Raw genomic sequence first — 21,885 nt, forward strand, 5'->3', positions numbered from 1 at the left:
GTATAGTAAGCTTCGTAATATAGCTGCAGAACCAGCTTATGCTAAAAGGAACACACAGCTGATATGGGAAAAATCAACATCCAGGGGCATTGCCCGGCTATGCCAGGGGCGAATCTCAGGTTAATAGAACTGTATATTATCAAAAGGTTTTCTGCTACTCCTTAATAGAAAGTAAAGTCTCTTTCATACCTGTTTTTTGAACACTAATAGAAACTTCAGGTTACTTCTAATTCCGCATCGTAGTTTTAGTTATAAATCGTTGAGCTATGTTTACACAAAGAAACCTTGTTTTTTTATTGAGTTTTATTGTTACAGTTGGTGTTTTTGGTTTTGTAGAACAAAGCGAAAAGATTGACCAGTTAGAAGCTTCGTTAGCTGCACCGGTTCTGCTTAGGCAGCCTTATCTTCAAACGGCCCTGGCAGATAGTATCAGTATTTTGTGGAGAACTAATAAGGGTAAGAATTGCGAAGTATCTTATAAGCCTGCAGGTGCAAAAGAATGGCAGAAGGCTTCGGGCGTTATTACAAAAAAACGCGTAGGTGGTGTGGAAAACCTGGTTACCATCAAGGGTCTGAAGGCAGGAACTGTTTACCAGTACAATATTTTTACAGACGGGGTGGAAATGGTGCCGGAAACAGAATTGCTCTTCAGGGCGCCTAAGAAAGCAACAGAATCATTTACCTTCTTTTCTGTAGGAGATATAGGTGAGCCGGTAGATAATGAAGGCAAGCCCGATAAGCTGGCAGAACAAATATCCTTACTTAACACTGTTCCTGATTTTGGATTGCTGCTTGGCGATATTGTTTATCCCAAAGGAGAGAGCGAAGGCTACGATCAGCATTTTTTTAATTACTTTGGGCAGGTTTTTTCCCGTGTACCCACCTTTGCCATTCCGGGAAACCACGAATGGATGGTAGACCCGGAGCAAAATTTTATTCAGGAGTGGAAGCTTCCGGGTAATGAGCATTATTACAGCTTTGACTGGGGTAATACCCACTTTATAGCCCTTGATTCTAAAGAGGGCGATTTTTATGAGTATGAAAAGCAAAAGGCCTGGCTGGTCCGGGACCTTAAAAAAGCCAAAGCCAAAGGTTACCAGTGGCAGGTGGTAATGGTGCATCATAATGGTAAGTCCTGTACCTATAAAAAAGATACAAAACGTTTAATAGAGCTTTACCCGATTTTTGACAAGTATGGCATTGACCTGGTGCTGAACGGCCACGCCCACACCTACGAACGCCTTAACCCCATGAATGGCAGGGGAGAGGCTTTGCCACAGTGGATAGGCAAAACCGGTTTGTATGAAAATGTAAAAGGCTTTATTTCCATTACTGTAGGGAGTGGTGGTAAACTACGCGGGGTAGGTCTCGATAAAAAGCCATTTCAGCCAGACCCGGAGAATTGCCGGCACCAGAACCTGGTTGCTACTGCAAACCACGAATGGGCTTTTCTGCGGATAAAGATAGATGATAATAAACTGGAGGCAGAAGCAATCGGTACCCTCGATGGAGAAGTGCTGGACCGCTTTGTTATGACCAAAAAACAGATAGCAACCACAGATGAAGTGGTCAACAAGGGCTAGCCAGCAAAGGCTGCATCAAGGCTTTTTCCTTTAAGCATTTACTAGTATTCGCCCGCTGCCTGGCTAAAAGCGTATAGCATCACCGTGAGTGGCTTTACCGGTGGTATAAACTCCATTCATAGAGCCAGGAGTTGCTTTTGTAGTGGTTTTTTTACTCTTTGTTGAATCAGATGCAATTACTTGGGGCAGATTGCTAGTTTTAGGGCAGAATACAGGCCGATCATTATGATCACACATCATTGTTTAGCGTTATTGATAGGTTTACTGCTGTCTTTGGCTGGTGTTAGTCAGGAGCAAATGCCCGCTGCCCAACAAAAAGAAGCTTCTGTAGCAGCCCCGCAATTGCTGCGTAAACCCTACTTGCAAACTGCTCTTGCCGATAGCATTAGTGTGCTATGGAGAACCAGCAGCGCAAGCCGCTGTGCACTGCTGTATAAACCTGAAAATGGAAGAAAATGGAAGGAGATCAGCGGACTGGTTAATCAAAAACGAGTGGGCGGTGTTGAGAACCTGGTAACGATCAGAGGCCTGAAGGCAGGCACTAAATACCAGTACAGGATTTTTACAGACGGGCAGGAACTGCAGCCAGATGAAACATTCGGCTTCAGGGCCCCCAAAAAAGCTTCGGCCCCTTTTTCTTTTTATGCTGCAGGCGATATAGGCGAGCCGGTAGAAAATGAAGGCAAGCCTGATAAACTGGCCGTGCAGATCAGCAACCTGGCAGATACCCCTGATTTTGGGCTGCTGCTGGGTGACATTATCTATCCAGATGGCGAAAGTGAAGGCTACGACCTGCACCTGTTCAACTACTTTGCAGATGTTTTCTCCAGCATCCCTACCTTTGCCCTGCTGGGCAACCACGAGTGGAATGTAAACCCGGAGCAGAACTTTATACAGGAGTGGAAGCTGCCGGGCAATGAGCACTACTACAGCTTTGACCAGGGCAACACCCATTTTATTGCGCTGGATAGCCGCAAAGGGCAATTCTATGAGTTTGAGGAGCAGAAAGCCTGGCTGATCAGGGACCTGGAGCAGGCCCGCAAAAAAGGCTACCAGTGGCTGGTAGTGCTGCTGCACTACAACGGCAAGTCCTGTACCTATAAGCAGGATACAGAGCGGGTTATTGAGCTCTACCCCCTGTTTTCCAAGTATGGTGTAGACCTGGTGCTGAACGGCCACGCCCACACCTACGAGCGGCTGAACCCTATGGGCGGGGCAGGCGAAGTGCTGCCGGAATGGGTTGGCAACACAACAGCATACAAAAATGTAGATGGCTTTATTTCTATTACCGTTGGCAGTGGTGGCAAACTGCGGGGCATAGGCTCCGACCCCACACCTTTCAAGCCAGATCCGCAGCGGTGCAGGCACAAAAACCTGGTGGCAGTTAGCATGCACGACTGGGCTTTTCTTAGGGTGGCCATAGATGGCAACCAATTACAGGCCGAAGCCATCAGCTCCCTGGATGGTAAGGTGCTGGACCGCTTCAGCATTACAAAAACAGGTGCAGATAATGAACTGTAGCACCCGGGGGTACAGCCCTGCAGCCTTAAAAAATGCCGTGGCTGCTTAAATAGCTGGAGAAATCTTCCCAGTAGTTTTTGCCTATTTTCAGCTCTTTTCCTCCTATAGAAACTATTTTCTGCTGTACATACTCCAGCCGGTTAATGTTGATGATGTAAGAGCGGTGTACCCTGAAAAACTGTTCCGTAGGCAGCACCTCCACAATCTTTTTTAACGACTGCAGTGTAATGATGGGTTTGCCCTTCACCAGGTGTATGCGCACATATTCCTGAAAGCCTTCGATAAAGATAATGTCATCGAAGCATACCTTCATGATCTTATAATCTGCTTTGATGAAAAGAAAATCGTTCTTTGGCCGATCCGGCTGTGCTTGTGCTACTGTTTCGGTAAGCTTGGTTTCTGTTCCGCGGCCCTTCTTTAGCATAATGAGCTGCGCGGCTTTTTCCATTGCTTTTGAAAATCTGTCGAAAGCAATTGGTTTTAGCAGGTAGTCTACAATATTATGCTCATAGCCCTGCAGGGCATGTTCGGAATAGGCAGTGGTAAAGATTACCTCTGCTTTATAACGGGCAAGCGTGCGTGCAAACTGCAGGCCCGATATGGTAGGCAGGTTAATATCCAGCAATATCAGGTCTACCTGGTCCAGGTCGTGGGCCTCAAAGCAGCTAATGCAGTTGTCGTAGCTGGCAATCAGCTCAAAACCCTGCAGGCGGCTTATGTAATGTGCCAGGATGTTTCTGGCATGTACTTCATCATCTATTATAATTGTTTTTAGATTCATGGTGTTGCTTCTTTCGTGGTGTGTTGCACAGGACATTCCTTTAACCACAGGCTAAGTTGTACCCTGTACTGATTTTGCTTTTTGCTGATGCTGAGCTGGTGCCGGCCGGGGTACAGAAGCTCAAGCCTTTTCCTGGTATTTTTGATACCAAGTCCTCCGGGGTGCCCCAGCTCCTGCTGCAGACTCTTGCTGTACGTATTGCTGCAGCTGAATTCCAGTTTCTGTTGTTCAACAGTAATTTTTATGCTGATAAAGCCATTGGGGTTAATGCTAAGGTCGCTGTGCTTGAAGCTGTTCTCCAGAAAATTGATCAGCAGTAAAGGTGCGATGGTTTGCTGGCCCACATAGCCGCTTACAATAAACTCAATCATGTTGTTGTCATGATTTTTTTCCTGCTGCATGTATACATATTCCTGCAGAAAGCTTAGCTCCCTGGCCAGTTGTACCCGCTCGCCCTGGCACTCATACAGCATGTAGCGCAGCATTTTTGAGAGGTTCATGACCATTACACCCGCACTTTGCGGCTCCAAAATGCACAGGGAGTAAATGTTGTTGAGGCTGTTAAAGAGGAAGTGGGGGCTTATCTGGCTTTTGAGCAGGTTTAGCTCCGATTCATACTGCCTGATCTTGATTTCCTTTTTCCGCTGGTGCCACTGTATACTGCTGCGGCAAACAGAAATGAGCATGATCAGTACAAAGGCCAGTATTGTCCAGGAGAACAGGGCCGATTCCCGGAACTGCGGTTCCTGGCTGAACAGAATATCTGCCTGGTATGGTGCCTGAACAACAATATTGCTGTAAGCAGCGGCGCTTGCTGCAGGGCTGTTCATCCCCGGTTCTGTTTGTGGAATTCCGGAGAAAGGAGCCTGTAGTACGGCTAAGGCAAGGAGCAATAAGCAAAAAATGGCAAGGGTGGTACGCATATTCCCTGGCTGTAGTCTTAAACTACAAAGATACTGCAGGGCTATATCCTGACCTTTACCTTAGTATTATCAAACCTTGATGTATTTGTGGTGCTGGCCGCACAGCACTCCGAAGCTATTTGCTGTAAATGAAAGCGGCCTTTGGTAATCACCAAAGGCCACTATTGATAGAAGTTACTGCTCTTTCGTTGGGGACGAATTATGTTAGTAACAGAATGTTTTTAAATCAATAATTGCATGCAAAGCAAATACAGCTTAACGCCAGCTGCTGTTTGCGTGGACTTTGTACGCTATAAAAGTTCAAGCCCTATATTGCCCAGGTAAGAGCCAACGGCCATAAGAACGCTGGAAACAATTACCCCGATGCTGATGGCAAGAAATGCCTTTTTACGCTCAATTTTGAGCACATGTGCAGCAATGGTGCCAATGTATGCTCCGGTGCCGGGCAGTGGAACCATCACAAATACCATCAAACCCCAGAAGCCATATTTCTGATTATGAACACCCACGCTTTTTTTAGCCCTTTTCGAGAGGCTGATCACCCCTTTTCTGTAGGTGCGGTTGTGCCAGAACCTTTTGCTGAAGGTATCGATAAGCCAGGTAAGAACCGGGAATACCAGCAAATTTGCAGTAAGGCCTACTATAAATGCCAGCAGAATGTGCACATCATTTAAAACCGCATAAGGTATGCCTGCACGGGCTTCACCAAAAGGTGAAATGCTTAATAAAAAGGTAAAGATGAGTTCGTCTAAAAGCGCAAACATAGGTAGGTTTAAACCTTAAGTTTTAAAATGTAAAGATATCAAAGGGAACAGCTTCTTCTAACGAATAAATTCCAAAAACGGCTAAGAAATGGGCGGATTCTGAATAAATTTTATGAAAGGTAATTAAGCCTGATAAAAAGCATTAGCCCGGCAGATACAGCTGCTTTTTTTAGGATGACCAGCATGCAATATTAAAAAGCCGGAGGCTGCACGCTGTATAATGCTAGGGCCGGTATGCCATTGCCTGTATGCACGAAGTGCTGTTTCCATATGGAAACAGCACTTCGTACTTTTGTTAAGCGGTGGTGTTCAGCTTATTCAGGTTTCTTCTTGGTATCATGCCACCGCTGTACTACCAGCGGAAGTTCTTTTTCCAGGTATTCCATGAATTCTATCACCTCCTGAAGCTTGTTATTGAAGCTTTCAGTTTCAGGAGTTCTCTGATTGAGTACTTTCTTTAGCAGCAGGTTGCCTTTCAGCATGCTTTCCAGGTGGCGGTGAACTTCTTTCTCCCAGGTTACCAGCCTGGTGCGGAAATAGCGTTTGCGGTCGCCTGGCAGGGTAATATAATCTATTCTGTTGATGGAGAGCAGAAAGTTAAGGCCATAGCTCGTAGCGCTTTTGCTTAAGTTCAGGGCCTCCCGTATTTCATCAAAAGTAAGTTCGGTTTTGTCAGCTATCAGAAGCAGAGAGATGATTCTGGCAGCAGCGGGCTGCAAGCCGTTCTGCTCATGGAAAACCCCCAGCTCTTCTATTAATGCTTTTTGTTCTTCAGATAGCTTAAGCTCTGTCATGTACAATTCTGTTGTTAAACATTACTATTACGGCCAAAGGTATGTAAAATACTTTAACCTGTATTTTGTTTATGAGGTAGAGGTACAAAAAAGCCCGGCCAGCCGCCTTATCAGGCAGCTGCGTGGGTGTAAACGAAGCGGGCAATATCGGTTACGGTTTCCACTGGCACCTCGTCCGGAATGGTAATATGATACTTTTTCTCCACTTCTAAAATAAGATCAACCACATCGAGCTGGTCTAAGCCAAGCTCTCTAAGATTATCCTTTACCAGTATGGCTGATTTACGAACACCTTTGTTCTTGCTGATCATACGTGTCACTGTGGCAACTATGGTTGGGTAAGTGTATTCCATGGCTTTTATTATTTAACTGATGGTAAATTTAAAATATACAAGCAAGTTTAGTGCCTTTTCTGGCCCGGGCAGAAAAGGCACCAACTGCTTTTTACTTTTTAACAGTTTCTAAAACCCTATGCAGGTACATGTGCATGGGCTTGGTTAAGTTTTGCTTCTTCCAGTATGGCTGTTTCGTGCTCCAGCTCTTCGTGGGTTTTATCAACCAGCTCAATCTTTCTTTTCTTGTCGAGGCCAAACTTGGCCAGCAGACGGTCAAACAGGTAGTAGATCACCGGTACCACAATCAGGGTAAGGAACATGGAGCTGGTAAGGCCGCCAATAAGTGCCCAGGCCAGGCCATTTTTCCATTCGGCACCTGCACCGCTTGCCAGGGCAATGGGCAGCATACCAATCACCATCGCCAGGGTGGTCATCAGAATTGGGCGGAAGCGGATACGCACGGCTTCGTCCAGCGCCTTCTTCACTTCTATGCCTTCTTCCTTCAGGTTGTTTGTAAAGTCTACCACCAGAATGGCGTTTTTGGCAACCAGGCCAATCAGCATGATGATACCCAGGATAGAGAAGATGCTAAGCGTGGAGGCCGACAGCGCCAGCGCCAGCAGCGCACCAATGATCGCCAGCGGAATAGAGAACAGTACTACCAGTGGGTACACATAGCTGTCGTACAGGCCTACCATGATCAGGTATACAAAGATCAGGGCCGCGAGCAGGGCAGTGCCCAGGGAGCCAAAACCTTCTGACTGGTTCTTCAGGTCTCCACCATAACTTACGGTTACCTCATCGGGCAGTTGCATTTTACCAATACGCTCCTGGATTTCGGCACCAACCGAACCGGAAGGGCGGCCTACCACCTGCGAGTTAATGGTTACAGAAGCTACCCGGTCCTGGCGCTCCAGTTTGGAAGGGCCGGAGGTTTGCTGAATATCGGCAAACTGGTTTAACCTGATGATCTCGCCACGGCTGTTTATAAACGACAGGTTACCGATGTCATTCACATCCTTGCGGTCGAACTGATCAAGCCTGATGTTGATGTCGTAGTCGTTGTCTGTGCCGCGGAACTGGGCATCGGTATTACCATTAAAGGCAGTTTGCATACCGGCACCTACTACCTCCAGCGAAAGGCCCAGCTGCGACATTTTATCGCGGTCTACCGAAACGGCAATCTCGGGGTTACCTTCTTCTACTGATTTCTTCACCTCGGCGGTACCCTGTACCTGCTCTACCTCGGCCAGTACCTGGTCGGCAACGGGCATTAGTTTATCGAGGTTTGCACCCGACAGGATCACCTGGATAGGGGCCTGGTTGGCATTGCCCACCATGCTCACCGGCAGTGCGGAGAACTTAACACCGGGAATGGTTTCTTCCAGGCCAATCTTCACCTGACGGGAGAAGGTACTGGTGGTGAAATCTCTTTCTTTGCCATCTACAAGCGTAACGTTTACTTCTGCCAGGTAGGCAGTATTCTGGCCGGCCTGTGCCGAACCTGTGGTACCTACGGTGGTAAACACTTTGGTTACCTCAGGAAACTGCTGCAGGTACTCTTCTGTCTGGCGGGCAGCAAAGTTGGTTTGCTCTACCGTTGCATTTTTAGGCAGCTCCAGCTGTACAATAAACTCACCCCTGTCGCCGGCACTTACGAACTCACTGCCGATAAAGCCTGTAGGAATAAGGGCAACGGAAGCTACAAAGAGCACAAAGGTGGTAAGCAACACAACTATTTTGTGGTTGAACGACCAGCTAAGGGCTGCTGAGAATCCTTCGATCACGCGGTCCAGGAAGCGCTCGAATGCCAGGATAAATCTGCCGAAGAAGTTCTTATCCGACAGGTGCTCCAGTTTAGAGAAGCGGCTGGCCAGCAGCGGAATCAGGGTAAAGGCCACAAACAAGCTAAGCATGGTTGAGATGGCTACTACTACCGAGAACTGGCGCAGAATATCAGATACCAGACCGGTTGACATGGCAATCGGCACAAACACCACCACAATTACCAGGGTAATGGAGGTAACGGTGGCCATAATCTCGCGGATACCATCGTAGGCAGCCTGTGCAGGCTTTTTGCCCATCTCCATGTGGCGGTAAATGTTCTCAATTACCACAATGGCGTCGTCTACCAGGATACCCACCACCAGTGAGAGGCCCAGCAGGGTCATCAGGTTCAGGGAGTAGCCCAGCAGGTTAATGGCAATAAAGGTGGCAATTAACGAAGCCGGGATAGAGATCATTACGATTAGGGCATTGCGCAGCGAGTGCAGGAACAGCAGCATTACTACGGCAACCAGTATAACCGCCAGCACAAGGTCGTGAATAACGGCATCGGCGGCCTCCAGGGTAAACACAGAGCTGTCTTTGGCAATCACAAAAGATAGGCCTTCGGCAGCATATACCTGCTCCAGCTTTGCGAGTGCCTGGCGGCTAAGCTCACTTACTTCCACGGCATTGGCATCAGACTGTTTTTGAATAGACAAACCGATGGAGTTCTGCAGGTTTACCCGCGTAATTACTTCGGTGTCTTTTTCAGCATCCTGTACTTCGGCCACATCGGCCAGGCGCACTACGCTGCCATTAGGGTCCTGCTTCAGCACCAGGTTACGCAGCTGGTCTACAGAGTCGTACTTACCTGCCAGACGAATCAGGGTCTGACCCTCTTCGTTCTTGATCTTACCGGTAGGAAAGTCGAGGTTGGAGTAGCGGATTTTCTGTTGTACCTGAGAGATGGAAAGACCATAGGCCTCCAGCTTGTCGGCATTTATGTTTACCTTGATTTCCCGCTCCTGGCCACCCAGAATTTTAACCTGGGCAACACCTTGTATGCGTGAAAGCTCCGGCTTGATCTTGTTTTCTACCAGGTCGTAAAACTCGGTAGACGACATATTAGCCGTGGCACCCAGCTGCAGGATGGGCATATCATCAAAGTCGAACTTACCCAGAGCAGGGGCATCTGCATCGTCGGGAAGGTTGCTAAGAATGGCGTTTACTTTACGCTGGGCATCCTGCAGGCTTAGGTCTACATCGGTGCCCTGGTTCAGCTGAATAACAATTACAGAGAAGCTCTCCTGCGAGGTGCTTTTAATCTCCTTAATGTTCTCCAGTGAAGAAAGTGCATCTTCCAGCTCCTTGGTTACCGAGTTCTCCACCTCAGCAGGCGATGCACCCGGATAGATGGTGGTTACGGTAAGTACCGGGGGAGAAAATTTTGGCAATAGTTCGTAGTTCAACGAGAAGTAGCTTACCAGGCCCAGCAGCGTGAGCACCGTAAACACTACCACCACAATGGTTGAACGTTGTATGGATAGTTTGGTAATATTCATTTAGTCTGTTTCTTAAAGAGAAGAACCTTATTTCATCACGCTCACGGCAGTACCTTCTCTGAGGTTGATCTGTCCGTTAAGCACTACCTGTTCGCCTTCTGTCAGGCCTCCGGTAATTTCAACCAGGTTGCCGGCTACGGTGCCAATGGTTACATCCTTCAGGTGTGCTTTACCCGCCTGCACTACATATACCTTAGGGTTCTGCAGGCTGGTGGCAATAGCATCGCGCTCAATCAGCAGCGCCGGGCGGGTATCGGCTATTTCAAAATAAGCGTTACCATACATACCGGCTCTTAAGGCAGTTTCAGCAGAGTTATTCACCTGAATTTCGATGTCGTATTTCAGCGACTTATCTGCATTGGCGCCAATGGCGGTAACGGTGCCTTCAAATGCTTTATCCGGCATTACGTTGGCACTAACTTTTGCTTTGGCCCCCTTCTGGATCAGCATTACCTCCTGCTCCGATACTTTTGTATTCAGCTTCAGCTTATCTACATTCACAATGTCGAACAGCTTTGAGCCTGGGTTCAGGAAAGAACCAATCTCAATATAGCTCTCGTTGATCACGCCGCTGATAGGCGCTACAATGCGCGATTTCTCCAGGCGCTGGCGTGCAGTGATCAGGTTAGCCTGAGCATTCTCGAAGCCCAGCTTTACATCTTCCAGCTGACGCTGGGTAATGGCATCGCCTGCGGCAAGCTTCTCAAAGCGTTCCAGGTCTTTTTTGAATTTCTCAAAGTTGGCCTGTGCGGTAATTACATTGGCGCGGAGCACCTCGTTCTCTACCTGTGCCAGCACCTCGCCAGCTTTCACGGCATCGCCTTTGCGCTTGTTCAGCTTTATAACCTGGCCCTGTGTTTCCGACATCAGGCTAAGGCTCTGGATAGGTGTAAAGGTGCCATTAATGGTAAAAGACTTATCGATGGTGCCCGTTTTTGGCGTAGTAAGCACCACAGGAATGGCTTTGCTGGTTTGTGAAGCAACCGCTGCTGCGGTTGCCATTTCCTTTTTGTTGTTGGCCAGGGTTACTGCAATACCACCAATGGCAACAAGTACCAGTACTATATAAATTACTTTTTTCATGTTCGTTGAAAGTCTATTTAGTGAGTGAAGCGATTTCGCCTGTTGCTTTCAGATAGTTAAGCTGGGCAATCTGGTTTTTAAGTTTTTCGTTGTTCAGGTTGGTTTGTGCTTCGCGTAGTGATACCTCGGCCTCCAGCAGATCGGTTAGTGGCGAAATGCCTTCTTTATAGAGCTGGTTGCTGGTATCGTATACCTCCTGTGCCAGGGCTACGTTTTCTTCCTGTGCTGCAATGGCCATGCGGCTGTTTTCCAGCTGGCTGATTGCATTTTCCACCTCTACCTGGGTATTCTTGTTCAGCTTCTTGATGTCTTCATCCACCTTTTTAACCTCGAGCGCTGCCTGACGTACTTTTGAGCGCTTCTGGAAACCATCGAAAATGGGAACGTTAAGCTGCAGGCCCACCACCGTGGTGTTAAACCAGGGCGACTCGCTGCTGCTGGCAAAAAGCTCATTACGCTGCGTTAAATAGCTGTAGTTACCATAGGCAGCCAGCGTAGGGTAGTAGCCAGCCTGTATGTTCTTTATCTGGTAATCGGTAAGCTCCTTTTGCTTGTTCAGCAAGCGGTACTCTATTTTCTGATCGGGGTTGATGCCGGCGCCGCTGGCCAGGGGTATGATGTTTTTGCCCAGACCGCCTTCGCTGTTCAGGGCAATGGTTTGCTCAAGCGGCATGCCCATGAAAAACTTCAGGTAATTAAGCTGCTGCTCCAGGCCTGTGGTTAAGCTTTGCTTCTGGTTCTGCAGGTTTACCCTGTTTACTTTTACCCGGTTCAGGTCTACCTTTTTTACCAGGTCGTTCTCGTACTGCAGCTGCAGAATTTTCTCCAGCTGGGCCAGGCGCTCCAGGTTCGCATTGATAATATTAAACTGCTCCTGGGTCTGCAGAATCATCAGGTATGAGCTGCTGATGTTGTAAACCACCTCTTCTTCAGTCATTTCCTTGCGCAGCTGGTAAAGATCCTGGGCGCTTTTGGCAGCCTGCAGACCTATAAAGAACGATTTGCTGAACAGCAGCTGGCTTACCTGCAGTCCTCCCTGCACATTATAATCCTTACCGAACTGCACCGGCAAGTCGTTTTCCATGCCAAACATGGCGCCAGGCAGAATCTGGGTAGGGAGTGATGGGTAGTACTCCAGTTTACCGGAACCACTGATCTGTGGCAGGCCAGATCCTTTAACTTCTTTTACCTGGTTCTCAGAGATCTGCTGATCGTAAACAGCCTTTGCAATGTCTTCGTTGTTCTTCAGGGCATAGGCAATACATTCCTGCAACGTCATGGCTTTAGTTTGCGGTAGCACCTGCTCCTGCGGCAGGCGATCCTGCGGCAGGCGATCCTGCGGCAGGCGGTCCTGCGGCAGGCTTTGTGCTCCTACCGGTCCCACCAGCATTAGCAGCATGAGCGCCAGAGCAGCATTTTTGTTCATCTTTCCTAACTTCATATCTTAGAGAGTGTAATTCATTTGGTTCTTAATAAAAAGAACTAAGCTGCTAAATTTTTTTCTTTATTTTTCCAGTCCTGCATAAGCTGGGGCAAACGGCCCGATACATAATCCAGGAAGCTGCTTAGTTCTTTGATCTTGGTATTATATTCTGGTGTGCTGCTGGTGCGGGTTTCCAGTACCTGTTGCAGCAGTTCATTAAAGCCTGTAATGTTTTGCATTTGCTTTACGAACTCATCCTGCCAGTTGGCCATTTTAAGGCGGAAATAACGCTTTCTGTCTCCACAGTGCGTAATATATTCCAGCATATCGTTCTGTAACAGAAAGCTAAGTGCATTGCTGGTAGCGCTTTTGCTCAGGAGCAGGGCCTCACAAACCTCATCAAAAGTAAGCTCGGGCGTATCGGCTACATAAAGCAGTCCAATAATACGAGCCGCTGCCGGCCGCTGGCCTTTTTGCTCCAGGGCAACGCCAATCTTCTCAATTAAAGTTTTATGTTTTTCTGTTAATTCCATTCTTCGTCGCTCCATGCTTTAGTTGAAGAACGTAGCAAAGATATGAATAGTTTTGTTGGTTCAATAAATTATGAACTAAAAATATTTTAAACTTGCTGATAGGTCACTACCTGTAGATTTGCCATGGTATTCGCTCTATAAATGCCTCCACAGCTGCTTTAGTACAGTTTTTTGGCTGGGTCAGAGCCTGTTGTTTTTATTTGCAGCCCTGCCTGCTATAGATATATAAAGGTACTGCGGAAAAAGGTAGTGGAGATGTGCTGCCGCCAGTGGTCGGCAGGATGCATGAGTATAAGCTGGCGGTAGTTGGTGTGCAGGTACTGTAATTGCGCAAACAGCAGCTTTGCCTGGGTGCTTACCTCCAGATCGGGATAAACTTCTCCGGCTGACTGCCCGGCAGCCAAAAGCCTCTCCAGTTCGGCAGATACTTCCTCCAGGTACTGAAGCAGCATCCGGTGGTTTATTTTGTGTTTTTTCTTCAGGTATTCTAATTCACCAATGGGTATTATTTCACTGAGAGAGAGCAGGTGATCAATGATGAACTGCAGTTTATTGCGCAGTGGGCCAGGCTGCTGTATGCCGGCCAGAAATTCTTCTTTTTCCTGCTTCAGAAAAGTAGATCCCAGGCACTCTATCAGTAATTCTTTACTGCCAAAAAGCTCGTAAATAGTTTTTTTGGAAGTGCCACACCTACTGGCTACCTCATCGATCAGCAAGCGCTGGAGGCCATAACGGTATATAATATCACGGCAGGCGGCCAAAATAAAGTCTCTGGTCATGAATTAGGCCAATAGCAAAACCTGATGCTTGATTTTTATACTGCAAATGAAATATATGTAGTTCTAAACAAAAAGAACCAAGGGAAAAATTTAATTTAGTCAGGGTTTGAGGTGTATGCAGCAATGTCTGGTTGCCGGCGAACAGGCCTAATGCTTTTACAGGCAGCTAAAGGGCAGGCCGGACGGTTATGGCTAAATCTTTCTTTAAAAATGAGACATGGCTTGAAAAAAGCCGTAAGAAAGACCAAGCATACTGTATTATATATGGGTGATGAAAACAGTACGCTTGTGCCTGGTAATAGCATTGATTTCCTATTGCTTAACAGGCAGTTTTTTGATATAAAAGGCTGATTATAAAACCTATCACCTCAAAAGCCGTAAGTATAGGTAGTAACAAATACTTTTATTAGTATTTATTTTTTAACTTAAATTTTTTAGTTATGGCAGAGATTAGAGTAGACGATAATAATAAGAATAATAATAGATCAATATGGCCATGGATTCTTGGCGCACTTTTACTGATAGGTTTGATTTGGGGTGTTTCAGCACTTACCGATGATAACGAGATGCAGGAAGCGGAACGGGTAGAAACCGTTGATGACAGAGAAGTAAGGCCTATTGAGCAGGAGCGAGTACGTAACGATCAGTACGAGAATGATCGTATGATGGAAAACGAAACCATGCGTAATGATAATACTATGGAGAACGATGGTTTGATCGAAGATGAAACTATGCGTAACGACAGGGTAAGAGATGATGCTTTGATTGAAGATAATCAGTAATCATCCCCACGCTAATAAATAAAAAAGACCTGAGGCTTGATTGCTTCAGGTCTTTTTTTGTCTGTACCCTGCAGGGGCAGAGGGCAGTTTACTTGCCTTGACAGTATTCTTGAACAGATATAAGCTATATCAGCAATTTCTTACTGAACTTTTAATAATTCCACATCAAACACCAGGGTTGAAAAAGGAGGAATATCACGCCCTGCGCCACGCTCACCATAAGCCAGCTCATAAGGGATGTATAAGGTCCATTTAGCTCCTTCTTTCATCAACTGCAAAGCTTCGGTCCAGCCGGGAATTACCTGGTTTACACCAAAAGTAACGGGCTCACCACGCTCTACAGAACTGTCAAAGACTGTTCCGTCTGTAAGCATACCGGTGTAGTGCACCGTTACCTTATCCTTTGGTCCGGGCGACTTGCCAGTGCCTTCTTTGATTACCTTGTACTGCAAACCGCTTGCAGTCTGCTGTACACCTTCGTTTGCCTTGTTTTTTTCAAGGTAGGCAGTGGCTTCTTCGATTGCTTTTGATTTTTTTGCTTCCATTATTTCCTGCATATATTGTTGAATGGTGCTTTCTGCTTCTTCTGCCCCCAGTTTAAGTTCTCCGCCTTTCAAAACATCCTCAAATGCTACCATCAATGCTTCTGTGTCTAGAGAGTCCATTTCCTGGCTTTTAACATTATTGGCAATCATAACGCCAATGGCATAGCTGGCTTTTGTGTGTTTGTTGCTTAAGTCAACCTCTTTAGGCTTTTTAAGTTCTTCAATTTCAGTATTTAATCGCTGAACTTCAGCCCTAAGCTCCTTTTTTGACTGCGCAAAGAGGGGTGCTGTAGCAAACAAGGCCATGCAAAGGGTAAGTGTTGATAATTTCATTTTTAAATCTTATAAGGGTTTAGCCACAATAGAATTGAGCTTCTCAAATATGGAGCCAATTTCAATCCTTTTTTGCATATCCTGCTTAGTTTTTTGCTGCAGGCACCCTGGGCTGTACCTGTAAGCAGCGTACTTCATAGCTGGTTTTCAGTAGCGCTGGTACAAAAGCAAATACCTGCAGCAGGCTTAGCCCCTTTGCTTGGTACAAATAAAAAAGCCGCATATTCCAGGGAACATGCGGCTTAGGTTCAGTATGTGATTTTACTGATTGGTTTTCTGGTCTGGAACAGGAAAACCTCTGTCCCGCATCAGTGCATCAATTTTTGCATCACGGCCACGGAATTTTCTGTAGGCTTCGGCCGGATCCATGGAGTTGCGGGGGGCAAAGAGGTACTCGCGCAGCCTGGCTGCTACTTCCTTATCATAGAAGCCACCAGGAGCTTCTTCAAAGGCTTCGGCGGCATCAGAGGTTAGTACATCGGCCCACATATAGCCATAATAACCAGTTGCATAGCCCTCACCTGAAAATACGTGCCCGAAGTGAGGAGAGCGGTGGCGCATTACAATTTCCTTCGGCATGTTCAGGGCAGCAAGGGTTTCCCTTTCAAACTTGTCTACATCCATGTTTGCAGGATCGGCCGTATGGAATTTCATGTCCATAAGCGCCGATGCCAGGTATTCTGTAGTGCTGAAGCCCTGGTTGAAAGTTGAAGCTTTCTTGATTTTAGCCACCAGCTCGGCAGGTATTGGTTTGCCTGTTTCGTGGTGCACCAGGAACTGGTTAATTACCCTGTCGGTAGACAGCCAGCGCTCCAGCAGCTGCGAATGGAACTCGGTATAGTCGCGTACGCCGCTGTTCAGGGTTGGGTACTTAACATTTGAAGACAGGAAGTGCAGCGCGTGGCCAAACTCATGGAAGAAGGTTGTGGCATCATCCCAGGATACCAGCACGGGCTCTCCCGGAGCAGGTTTAATAAAGTTTGAGTTGTTGGAGGCCAGTACGGTTTTCTTGCCTTTGTAGGTAGTATGGCTGCGGTAAGGCGATGCCCATGCACCGGAACGTTTTCCCTGGCGGGCAAACGGATCGAGGTACCAAAGTCCTACAAGCTCTCCGGAGGTTTTATCGGTTACTTCCCAAACCTTTACATCTTCGTGGAAAACAGGCACGGTACCGGCAGTCACAGGCTCAAACTGGTAGTTGAATAACTCACCGGCGGTGAAAAACAGGGCCTGGGTGAGCTTGTCCAGTTGCAGGTACTGTTTTACTTCGTCAGAGTCCAGGTCGTACTTTTGCTGGCGTACTTTCTCGGCATAATAGCGGTAGTCCCAGGGTGCAATGTTGATTTTTTCACCACTGGCATCGGCAATTGCCTGCATGTCTTTTACTTCTTCCTTAACACGGGCCAGGGCTGCGGGCCAAACGGCATTCATCAGCTCCATGGCACGTTCCGGCGTCTGGGCCATGCGGTCCTGCAGGCGCCATTCGGCATAGTTATCAAAGCCCAGCAGTTTTACCCTTTCGTTGCGCAGCTCCAGGATTCTGGCAATTACTTTGTTGTTGTCGTTGGCATCGGCATTATCACCACGGGAGTAGTAGTTGTTCCACACCTTTTCCCGTAAAGCCCTTTCGTCAGAATAGGTCAGGAACTGATCCATAGACGAGCGGGTGTTGGTAACAGCATATTTGCCTTCCTCTCCGCGATCTGTCGCCGCTTTGGCGGCTGCTTTTACAAAGGATTCGGGCAGGCCGCTAAGCTGTTCTTTTGTAAGATATACAACATAGCCTTCTTCATCTGCCAGCACGTTGTTGGAAAACTTGGTGTAGAGCGAAGACAGCTCTTTATTGATGGCCGCATAGCGTTCCTTGGCCTGGGCATCCAGACCTGCGCCATCCATTTCAAAATCTTCGTAAATAAGCTCTGCCACACGCTGCTGGTCTGCAGGGAGTGGATTTTTCTGTGAGGCTTCGTAAACAGCCTTGATGCGCTGGTAGAGCGCTTCGTTTTGGGTGATCTTAGAACGGTATTCCGATATTTTAGGAGCAAGTTCTGCCTGAACTTTCCTGAATTCCGGGGAGGAGACGTTGCTGCTCCAGATGCTGTAATAGGTAAACGCCCTGCCCAGTGGTTCGCCGGCCTCTTCAAAGGCTACAATGGTATTTTCAAAAGTAGGCGGATTAGGGTTTTGGGCAATGGCCTCAATTTCTGCCAGGTGCAGGGCCATTCCTTTTTCCATGGCTGGCTTCAGGTAGGCCAGGTCCATTTTATCAAAAGCAGGAACACCACCATAAGGGCCGGTCCATTCCTTCAATAAAACATTTTCTTCTGCCTGTGCCTGATTTTGTTCCATGGGTGCTTGTGCCTGTGGCGATTGATCCTGTGGTTGGGTAGCGGTGCAGCCTGCTATGGCAAGCATCACCAGAAAGCCCCACTTTCCACCGGCTGGTATAGATTGTGTATGCATAGATGGTTTAATAAATTAGATAAGAATCCCGAGAGATTCTGCTGAAACTTAATGAGCCAGCAAGATATCAAAAAAAGCGAAAGCGGTTTAGTTCCCGTTCCTGAAGATCCATGGTTAAACATCTTTGGTGTTTGCCCTATCCCTGCCCTTTCTCCTGAAGGAGAAGGAGATGTGGCAGACAGATAAACTTATAATGTATGCCATGGATGTACTAGCTGTTGCCTGGGGGCGGTATGTGTAGCTTTGAAAGCCATTAGTACTACGTATTATTGTATTAAAGACCATTACCGGGAGCCCTTTCAAGACAGGGCGTAGCGGGAAAGAACCTATTACGGCTTCTGCCAGTTTTTAGAATAAGCCCATCAGAAACCACAAATCATCTATATGTTAGGCTGGATCGACGTTTTATATTATGCCAGATACAGCAACCCGGAGCCGCCCCGTCGTGTGGATAGGGGGGAGGAGGAATGGAGGCAGGTGTTAACTGCTGCCCAATACCATGTAATGCGCGAGAAGGGTACTGAGAAAGCCTTCAGAAACGCCTACTGCCGCTCCTACGATCCGGGTGTTTATGCCTGCAGGGGTTGTGGCAGTAAATTGTTCAGCTCTTCCACCAGGTACAGGAGCCTCTCCGGCTGGCCCAGCTTTTCACAACCCTTTACCAAAGCTGCTGTTAAATATGCTTTTGACGATAGCCATCATATGCAGCGGATAGAGGCCATGTGCAATGTGTGCGACTGTCACCTTGGGCATGTATTTGCTCATGGCCCGGAGCCTGCCGGGTTGCGTTACTGCATTAATTCCGAAAGCATTGTGCTGCTACCAGAAACAGCCGATCAAAACGAAGAATAACTGTATATTGGGCAGCATAAATGGGCTGGCATTTTTTGTGTTGCTGTAAGCCTTTAATATACTACTTAAGCTATTTGCTGTGCTGAAAAAAGATTATGATGCCGTTGTTGTTGGCTCTGGCCCTAACGGACTGGCTGCTGCCATTACGCTGCAAAGAGCAGGGCTATCGGTACTCCTGCTGGAGGCAAAGAGCACAATTGGGGGTGGCATGCGCTCTGCGGAGCTTACCCTGCCAGGCTTTGTGCACGATATATGCTCGGCTATTCATCCTTTAGCAGCAGAATCGCCTTTTTTCAAAACCCTTCCGCTCCGGCAGTGGGGGCTGGAGTTTATTCAGCCCCAGCTCCATGCTGCACACCCTTTCGATGGCGGAGGGGCTGCCGTGCTAAGCTCTTCCCTGGAAGAAACCGCCCGGTTGCTGGGCAAGGACGGGCCAAGGTACAAGCAGCTGATAGGACCGCTGGCAGCAGAGTGGCAGTCTCTGGCGCCGGCCTTACTGGGGCCCCTGCGCATGCCGGAACACCCGCTGTCTATGGCTCGCTTTGGCCTTAAGGCGGTGCAGTCTGCACAACACCTTGCCAAAAGTTTTCAGACACCCCAGGCACGCGGATTATGGGCTGGTATGGCAGCCCATGCCATACAGCCCCTCACGAATGCTACTACCTCGGCCATTGCCATGGTGCTGCTGGCACTCGGGCATGTTGGCGGCTGGCCAATTCCCAGGGGGGGCGCACAGCAGATAGCCAATGCCCTGGCGGCTTATTTTGTGTCCCTGGGAGGTAAAATAGAAACCGGCTTCCATGTAAAATCCCTGGGCCAGCTGCCCTCTGCGCATGCCCTGCTGTTTGATATAACACCCCGGCAGCTGTTACAGATTGCGGGGCATAGGTTTTCTTCCCTGTACCGCTGGCAGCTTAACCGCTATCGCTACGGTATGGGCGTTTTTAAAATCGACTGGGCACTGGATGGTCCTGTACCTTTTACTGCGCCCGAATGCCGTATGGCGGGTACTGTGCACCTGGGGAACAGCCTGGAGGAAATTGCATGGGGTGAGGAGCAGATCTGGAAAGGAAAGCACCCTGCGCAGCCCTATGTGCTGCTTGCCCAGCAGAGCCTCTTCGATGGGGGCAGAGCTCCGGAAGGAAAGCATACGGTCTGGGCTTACTGCCATGTGCTCAATGGTTCAGCCGTAGATATGACAAATGCTATTGAGCAGCAGGTGGAACGCTTTGCACCTGGTTTCCGCGACAGGATCCTGGCCAGGCACACCATGGGAGCCCTGCAGATGGAAGAGTACAATGCCAATTACATAGGAGGTGATATCAATGGTGGTGCCATGGATATTACTCAGTTGTTTACCAGGCCTGCTTTAAGGCTATCGCCCTATAAAACCTCTGCAAAGGGTATGTACATCTGCTCATCTGCCACACCGCCTGGTGGGGGTGTGCATGGCATGTGCGGCTACCATGCAGCGCAAAAGGCACTGAAGGAGGTTTTTAAAATCAATAAGAGCAGTTTAGGCTGAAACAAAACCTTTACAGCTCCAAAGCACTTGTTTTATTATTCAAGACTTTATTTTTTATTCCACTATCATCTTTAACACTATGTTTTTTGAATTGATCAATACTGATGGAGAAGTTGTGCTGATAAATGTGGCAAAAGCAATTGCTATATATCCGGCAGAGTCCAGAACTTTTGATGATGGTTATGAAAGACCTGGTGCAACCTTTATGTTTGAAGAAGGTAATTACCTGGAAGCATGGGGAAAGACCGTGGGTGAAATCCTGGTTAAGCTGGGAGATAAGGCCATCAGGCAGGAGGACTAAAAGCCTGAAGGGATATTACTTCTCTGTTGCGCGCCTGGTCGCTGAATAAAATATACTTACCAGGAACGGAAGCCAAACCTTGAATAACTTATCGTCGGTCCGGCCTGCTCCCTGGGGCCTAAGCCTTCATTCAACATAGGTGAAGTAGTGTAGCTGCCTGTAGGAGGAATGTAACAGCTTTGAGTTGATGTCGATACCAGCGGCCAAATAGCCAGGCAGGGAAAAAGGGTTAAGGTTAATAAAAATGCTTATTTATATGCCTTCTGAAAACAACAATAAAACATATAAATACATTGGGCTGGCAGTTGCTGTTACCTTAGTACTTGGCTTGCTCTACAAGCTGCTGATTTGGTTAGCTGTTATTTAGTTTAAAATGTGCTGTTCCTTTCACCTGATTTTTCAGCAGGGGGCAAAAAAGAACTGCAGTGCGTTTCATATCTTAAGGGGGTGGGTGGATTTATTTAATGCGGTTCCTGGCCTATAAATCCGAGCCATCATCCACTCTCATCTGGTGGATGGCATCCCAGTCGATCATTTTTACAAAGCCCTCCATGGAAATGAATTTTCCTGAATCGGGATCGTAGTCGCCTTTTTCCCCATCTACAGGATTATAGCCGGCAAGCAGGGAAAAGTATACCAGGCGGGAGATCCACTCTCCCTCATCACTTACATCCAGCCACCCGCTCACGGAGTCAATCTCGAACAGCCCCTGAATGCCCCAATAGTCAAACAGGAACTGCCATCCATCAGCATTGATATAGGCTTCTGATGTTTTACTTCCACTAAAAAGCGCTATTACAGCTTCTTTTCTGCTTAAGTCACCAGGAGCGTAGATGGTTCCCTTGGGCTCCGGCTGCTTACGCCAGGCTACTATTTCCTTTTCCATACTTTCTCTTACGACTAAAAGCAGTTTTTGATATTCTTTTTACGGCTGGTAAAGGTAATCCGGGTATTTGTATTGTCAGCTCTTGTACCCACAGTTTATTGAAATTTAACCCAATGAGCTTTCTATGTGCTGCCACCAGCATGGGCAGTACTTTGTGTTATGACAAAATGACATTTGCCTGATGGATTTCTTGTACAGGAACAGTGTTTGCTTTAGCCGATTTTGGTATAGGTACCTGATAATTGTGCAGCAACTGGTTTATAAGCTGCTGCCATAAGGGCACGTTTAACGATTAGGCATGTAATACAAACCTGCAGCAGAAAACATCAATAGTTTCTAACAGAAAGGAG

Annotated in this window: 20 protein-coding genes; 7 read left to right on the forward strand and 13 right to left on the reverse strand. The window is 47.5% G+C overall.

The window, feature by feature from the left end; translation table 11 throughout:
• The first annotated feature begins 266 nt into the window (after positions 1-266).
• Positions 267-1,583, forward strand: a complete 1,317-nt coding sequence (locus KWJ01_RS01125) for a metallophosphoesterase family protein (protein ID WP_224994430.1) — start codon at positions 267-269, stop codon at positions 1,581-1,583.
• Between the two features lie 225 nt (positions 1,584-1,808).
• Positions 1,809-3,104 carry a metallophosphoesterase family protein gene (locus KWJ01_RS01130; RefSeq protein WP_224994431.1) on the forward strand — a complete coding sequence of 432 codons (1,296 nt, stop codon included), beginning with the start codon at positions 1,809-1,811 and terminating at the stop codon, positions 3,102-3,104.
• Between the two features lie 25 nt (positions 3,105-3,129).
• Here KWJ01_RS01130 and KWJ01_RS01135 read toward each other — a convergent pair whose 3' ends face one another.
• The 10 genes from KWJ01_RS01135 to KWJ01_RS01180 form a co-directional block, all read right to left on the reverse strand.
• Entirely contained in the window at positions 3,130-3,885 is a 756-nt protein-coding gene (locus KWJ01_RS01135; RefSeq protein ID WP_224994432.1) for a LytTR family DNA-binding domain-containing protein, read from the reverse strand.
• Positions 3,882-4,808, reverse strand: a complete 927-nt coding sequence (locus tag KWJ01_RS01140; protein WP_224994433.1) for a sensor histidine kinase — start codon at positions 4,806-4,808, stop codon at positions 3,882-3,884. Before KWJ01_RS01140 ends, KWJ01_RS01135 begins: the two co-directional genes overlap by 4 nt.
• Positions 4,809-5,098: 290 nt before the next feature.
• Positions 5,099-5,572: a small multi-drug export protein gene (locus KWJ01_RS01145; RefSeq protein ID WP_224994434.1), complete on the reverse strand. Its 474-nt coding sequence runs from the start codon at positions 5,570-5,572 to the stop codon at positions 5,099-5,101.
• Positions 5,573-5,886: 314 nt separating this feature from the next.
• Positions 5,887-6,366, reverse strand: coding sequence for a GbsR/MarR family transcriptional regulator (locus KWJ01_RS01150; protein WP_224994435.1), 480 nt, complete (start codon positions 6,364-6,366; stop codon positions 5,887-5,889).
• Between the two features lie 110 nt (positions 6,367-6,476).
• On the reverse strand, positions 6,477-6,719 hold the full coding sequence (locus tag KWJ01_RS01155; protein ID WP_224994436.1) for a phosphopantetheine-binding protein: 243 nt from the start codon (positions 6,717-6,719) through the stop codon (positions 6,477-6,479).
• Between the two features lie 116 nt (positions 6,720-6,835).
• A complete protein-coding gene (locus tag KWJ01_RS01160; protein ID WP_224994437.1) occupies positions 6,836-10,030 on the reverse strand; it encodes an efflux RND transporter permease subunit in 3,195 nt (1,064 codons plus the stop codon).
• A gap of 27 nt (positions 10,031-10,057) precedes the next feature.
• Complete coding sequence (locus KWJ01_RS01165) at positions 10,058-11,113, reverse strand: efflux RND transporter periplasmic adaptor subunit (protein WP_224994438.1); 1,056 nt, start codon at positions 11,111-11,113, stop codon at positions 10,058-10,060.
• Positions 11,114-11,126: 13 nt separating this feature from the next.
• Complete coding sequence (locus KWJ01_RS01170) at positions 11,127-12,554, reverse strand: TolC family protein (RefSeq protein ID WP_224994439.1); 1,428 nt, start codon at positions 12,552-12,554, stop codon at positions 11,127-11,129.
• A gap of 41 nt (positions 12,555-12,595) precedes the next feature.
• A complete protein-coding gene (locus KWJ01_RS01175) occupies positions 12,596-13,084 on the reverse strand; it encodes a GbsR/MarR family transcriptional regulator (RefSeq protein ID WP_224994440.1) in 489 nt (162 codons plus the stop codon).
• Positions 13,085-13,284: 200 nt separating this feature from the next.
• On the reverse strand, positions 13,285-13,848 hold the full coding sequence (locus KWJ01_RS01180) for a TetR/AcrR family transcriptional regulator (RefSeq protein WP_224994441.1): 564 nt from the start codon (positions 13,846-13,848) through the stop codon (positions 13,285-13,287).
• Positions 13,849-14,375: 527 nt separating this feature from the next.
• On the opposite strand from KWJ01_RS01180, the gene KWJ01_RS01185 reads away from it, so the two are divergent.
• Positions 14,376-14,630: a hypothetical protein gene (locus KWJ01_RS01185; RefSeq protein ID WP_224994442.1), complete on the forward strand. Its 255-nt coding sequence runs from the start codon at positions 14,376-14,378 to the stop codon at positions 14,628-14,630.
• Between the two features lie 140 nt (positions 14,631-14,770).
• Here KWJ01_RS01185 and KWJ01_RS01190 read toward each other — a convergent pair whose 3' ends face one another.
• Together KWJ01_RS01190 and KWJ01_RS01195 are read right to left on the reverse strand one after the other, a co-directional pair.
• Positions 14,771-15,508: an FKBP-type peptidyl-prolyl cis-trans isomerase gene (locus tag KWJ01_RS01190; protein WP_304502754.1), complete on the reverse strand. Its 738-nt coding sequence runs from the start codon at positions 15,506-15,508 to the stop codon at positions 14,771-14,773.
• 261 nt (positions 15,509-15,769) lie between these two features.
• A complete protein-coding gene (locus KWJ01_RS01195) occupies positions 15,770-17,971 on the reverse strand; it encodes a M3 family metallopeptidase (protein ID WP_224994443.1) in 2,202 nt (733 codons plus the stop codon).
• A 51-nt stretch (positions 17,972-18,022) separates the two neighbouring features.
• Here KWJ01_RS01195 and KWJ01_RS27875 point away from each other — a divergent pair, with 51 nt between their 5' ends.
• The 4 genes from KWJ01_RS27875 (at position 18,023) to KWJ01_RS01210 (ending at position 20,649) form a co-directional block, all read left to right on the forward strand.
• The gene (locus KWJ01_RS27875) at positions 18,023-18,157 is read left to right on the forward strand and encodes a hypothetical protein (RefSeq protein ID WP_255650987.1); all 135 of its coding nucleotides are present in this window, start codon (positions 18,023-18,025) and stop codon (positions 18,155-18,157) included.
• 198 nt (positions 18,158-18,355) lie between these two features.
• Complete coding sequence (gene msrB, locus KWJ01_RS01200) at positions 18,356-18,823, forward strand: peptide-methionine (R)-S-oxide reductase MsrB (RefSeq protein WP_224994444.1); 468 nt, start codon at positions 18,356-18,358, stop codon at positions 18,821-18,823.
• 79 nt (positions 18,824-18,902) lie between these two features.
• A complete protein-coding gene (locus KWJ01_RS01205; protein ID WP_224994445.1) occupies positions 18,903-20,348 on the forward strand; it encodes an NAD(P)/FAD-dependent oxidoreductase in 1,446 nt (481 codons plus the stop codon).
• A 79-nt stretch (positions 20,349-20,427) separates the two neighbouring features.
• A complete protein-coding gene (locus KWJ01_RS01210) occupies positions 20,428-20,649 on the forward strand; it encodes a hypothetical protein (protein ID WP_224994446.1) in 222 nt (73 codons plus the stop codon).
• A 478-nt stretch (positions 20,650-21,127) separates the two neighbouring features.
• On the opposite strand, the gene KWJ01_RS01215 is transcribed toward KWJ01_RS01210, so the two are convergent.
• The gene (locus KWJ01_RS01215) at positions 21,128-21,535 is read right to left on the reverse strand and encodes a hypothetical protein (RefSeq protein ID WP_224994447.1); all 408 of its coding nucleotides are present in this window, start codon (positions 21,533-21,535) and stop codon (positions 21,128-21,130) included.
• Positions 21,536-21,885 lie beyond the last annotated feature (350 nt).

This window comes from Cesiribacter sp. SM1 (assembly GCF_020178975.1).
Taxonomy (GTDB): domain Bacteria; phylum Bacteroidota; class Bacteroidia; order Cytophagales; family Cyclobacteriaceae; genus Cesiribacter.

Coding starts and splice junctions, on each gene's coding strand:
- KWJ01_RS01125 (WP_224994430.1), top strand. CDS start 267: ATGTTTACACAAAGAAACCTTGTTTTTTTATTGAGTTTTATTGTTACA.
- KWJ01_RS01130 (WP_224994431.1), top strand. CDS start 1,809: ATGATCACACATCATTGTTTAGCGTTATTGATAGGTTTACTGCTGTCT.
- KWJ01_RS01135 (WP_224994432.1), bottom strand. CDS start 3,885: ATGAATCTAAAAACAATTATAATAGATGATGAAGTACATGCCAGAAAC.
- KWJ01_RS01140 (WP_224994433.1), bottom strand. CDS start 4,808: ATGCGTACCACCCTTGCCATTTTTTGCTTATTGCTCCTTGCCTTAGCC.
- KWJ01_RS01145 (WP_224994434.1), bottom strand. CDS start 5,572: ATGTTTGCGCTTTTAGACGAACTCATCTTTACCTTTTTATTAAGCATT.
- KWJ01_RS01150 (WP_224994435.1), bottom strand. CDS start 6,366: ATGACAGAGCTTAAGCTATCTGAAGAACAAAAAGCATTAATAGAAGAG.
- KWJ01_RS01155 (WP_224994436.1), bottom strand. CDS start 6,719: ATGGAATACACTTACCCAACCATAGTTGCCACAGTGACACGTATGATC.
- KWJ01_RS01160 (WP_224994437.1), bottom strand. CDS start 10,030: ATGAATATTACCAAACTATCCATACAACGTTCAACCATTGTGGTGGTA.
- KWJ01_RS01165 (WP_224994438.1), bottom strand. CDS start 11,113: ATGAAAAAAGTAATTTATATAGTACTGGTACTTGTTGCCATTGGTGGT.
- KWJ01_RS01170 (WP_224994439.1), bottom strand. CDS start 12,554: ATGAAGTTAGGAAAGATGAACAAAAATGCTGCTCTGGCGCTCATGCTG.
- KWJ01_RS01175 (WP_224994440.1), bottom strand. CDS start 13,084: ATGGAGCGACGAAGAATGGAATTAACAGAAAAACATAAAACTTTAATT.
- KWJ01_RS01180 (WP_224994441.1), bottom strand. CDS start 13,848: ATGACCAGAGACTTTATTTTGGCCGCCTGCCGTGATATTATATACCGT.
- KWJ01_RS01190 (WP_304502754.1), bottom strand. CDS start 15,508: ATGAAATTATCAACACTTACCCTTTGCATGGCCTTGTTTGCTACAGCA.
- KWJ01_RS01195 (WP_224994443.1), bottom strand. CDS start 17,971: ATGCATACACAATCTATACCAGCCGGTGGAAAGTGGGGCTTTCTGGTG.
- KWJ01_RS27875 (WP_255650987.1), top strand. CDS start 18,023: ATGAGCCAGCAAGATATCAAAAAAAGCGAAAGCGGTTTAGTTCCCGTT.
- msrB (WP_224994444.1), top strand. CDS start 18,356: ATGTTAGGCTGGATCGACGTTTTATATTATGCCAGATACAGCAACCCG.
- KWJ01_RS01210 (WP_224994446.1), top strand. CDS start 20,428: ATGTTTTTTGAATTGATCAATACTGATGGAGAAGTTGTGCTGATAAAT.
- KWJ01_RS01215 (WP_224994447.1), bottom strand. CDS start 21,535: ATGGAAAAGGAAATAGTAGCCTGGCGTAAGCAGCCGGAGCCCAAGGGA.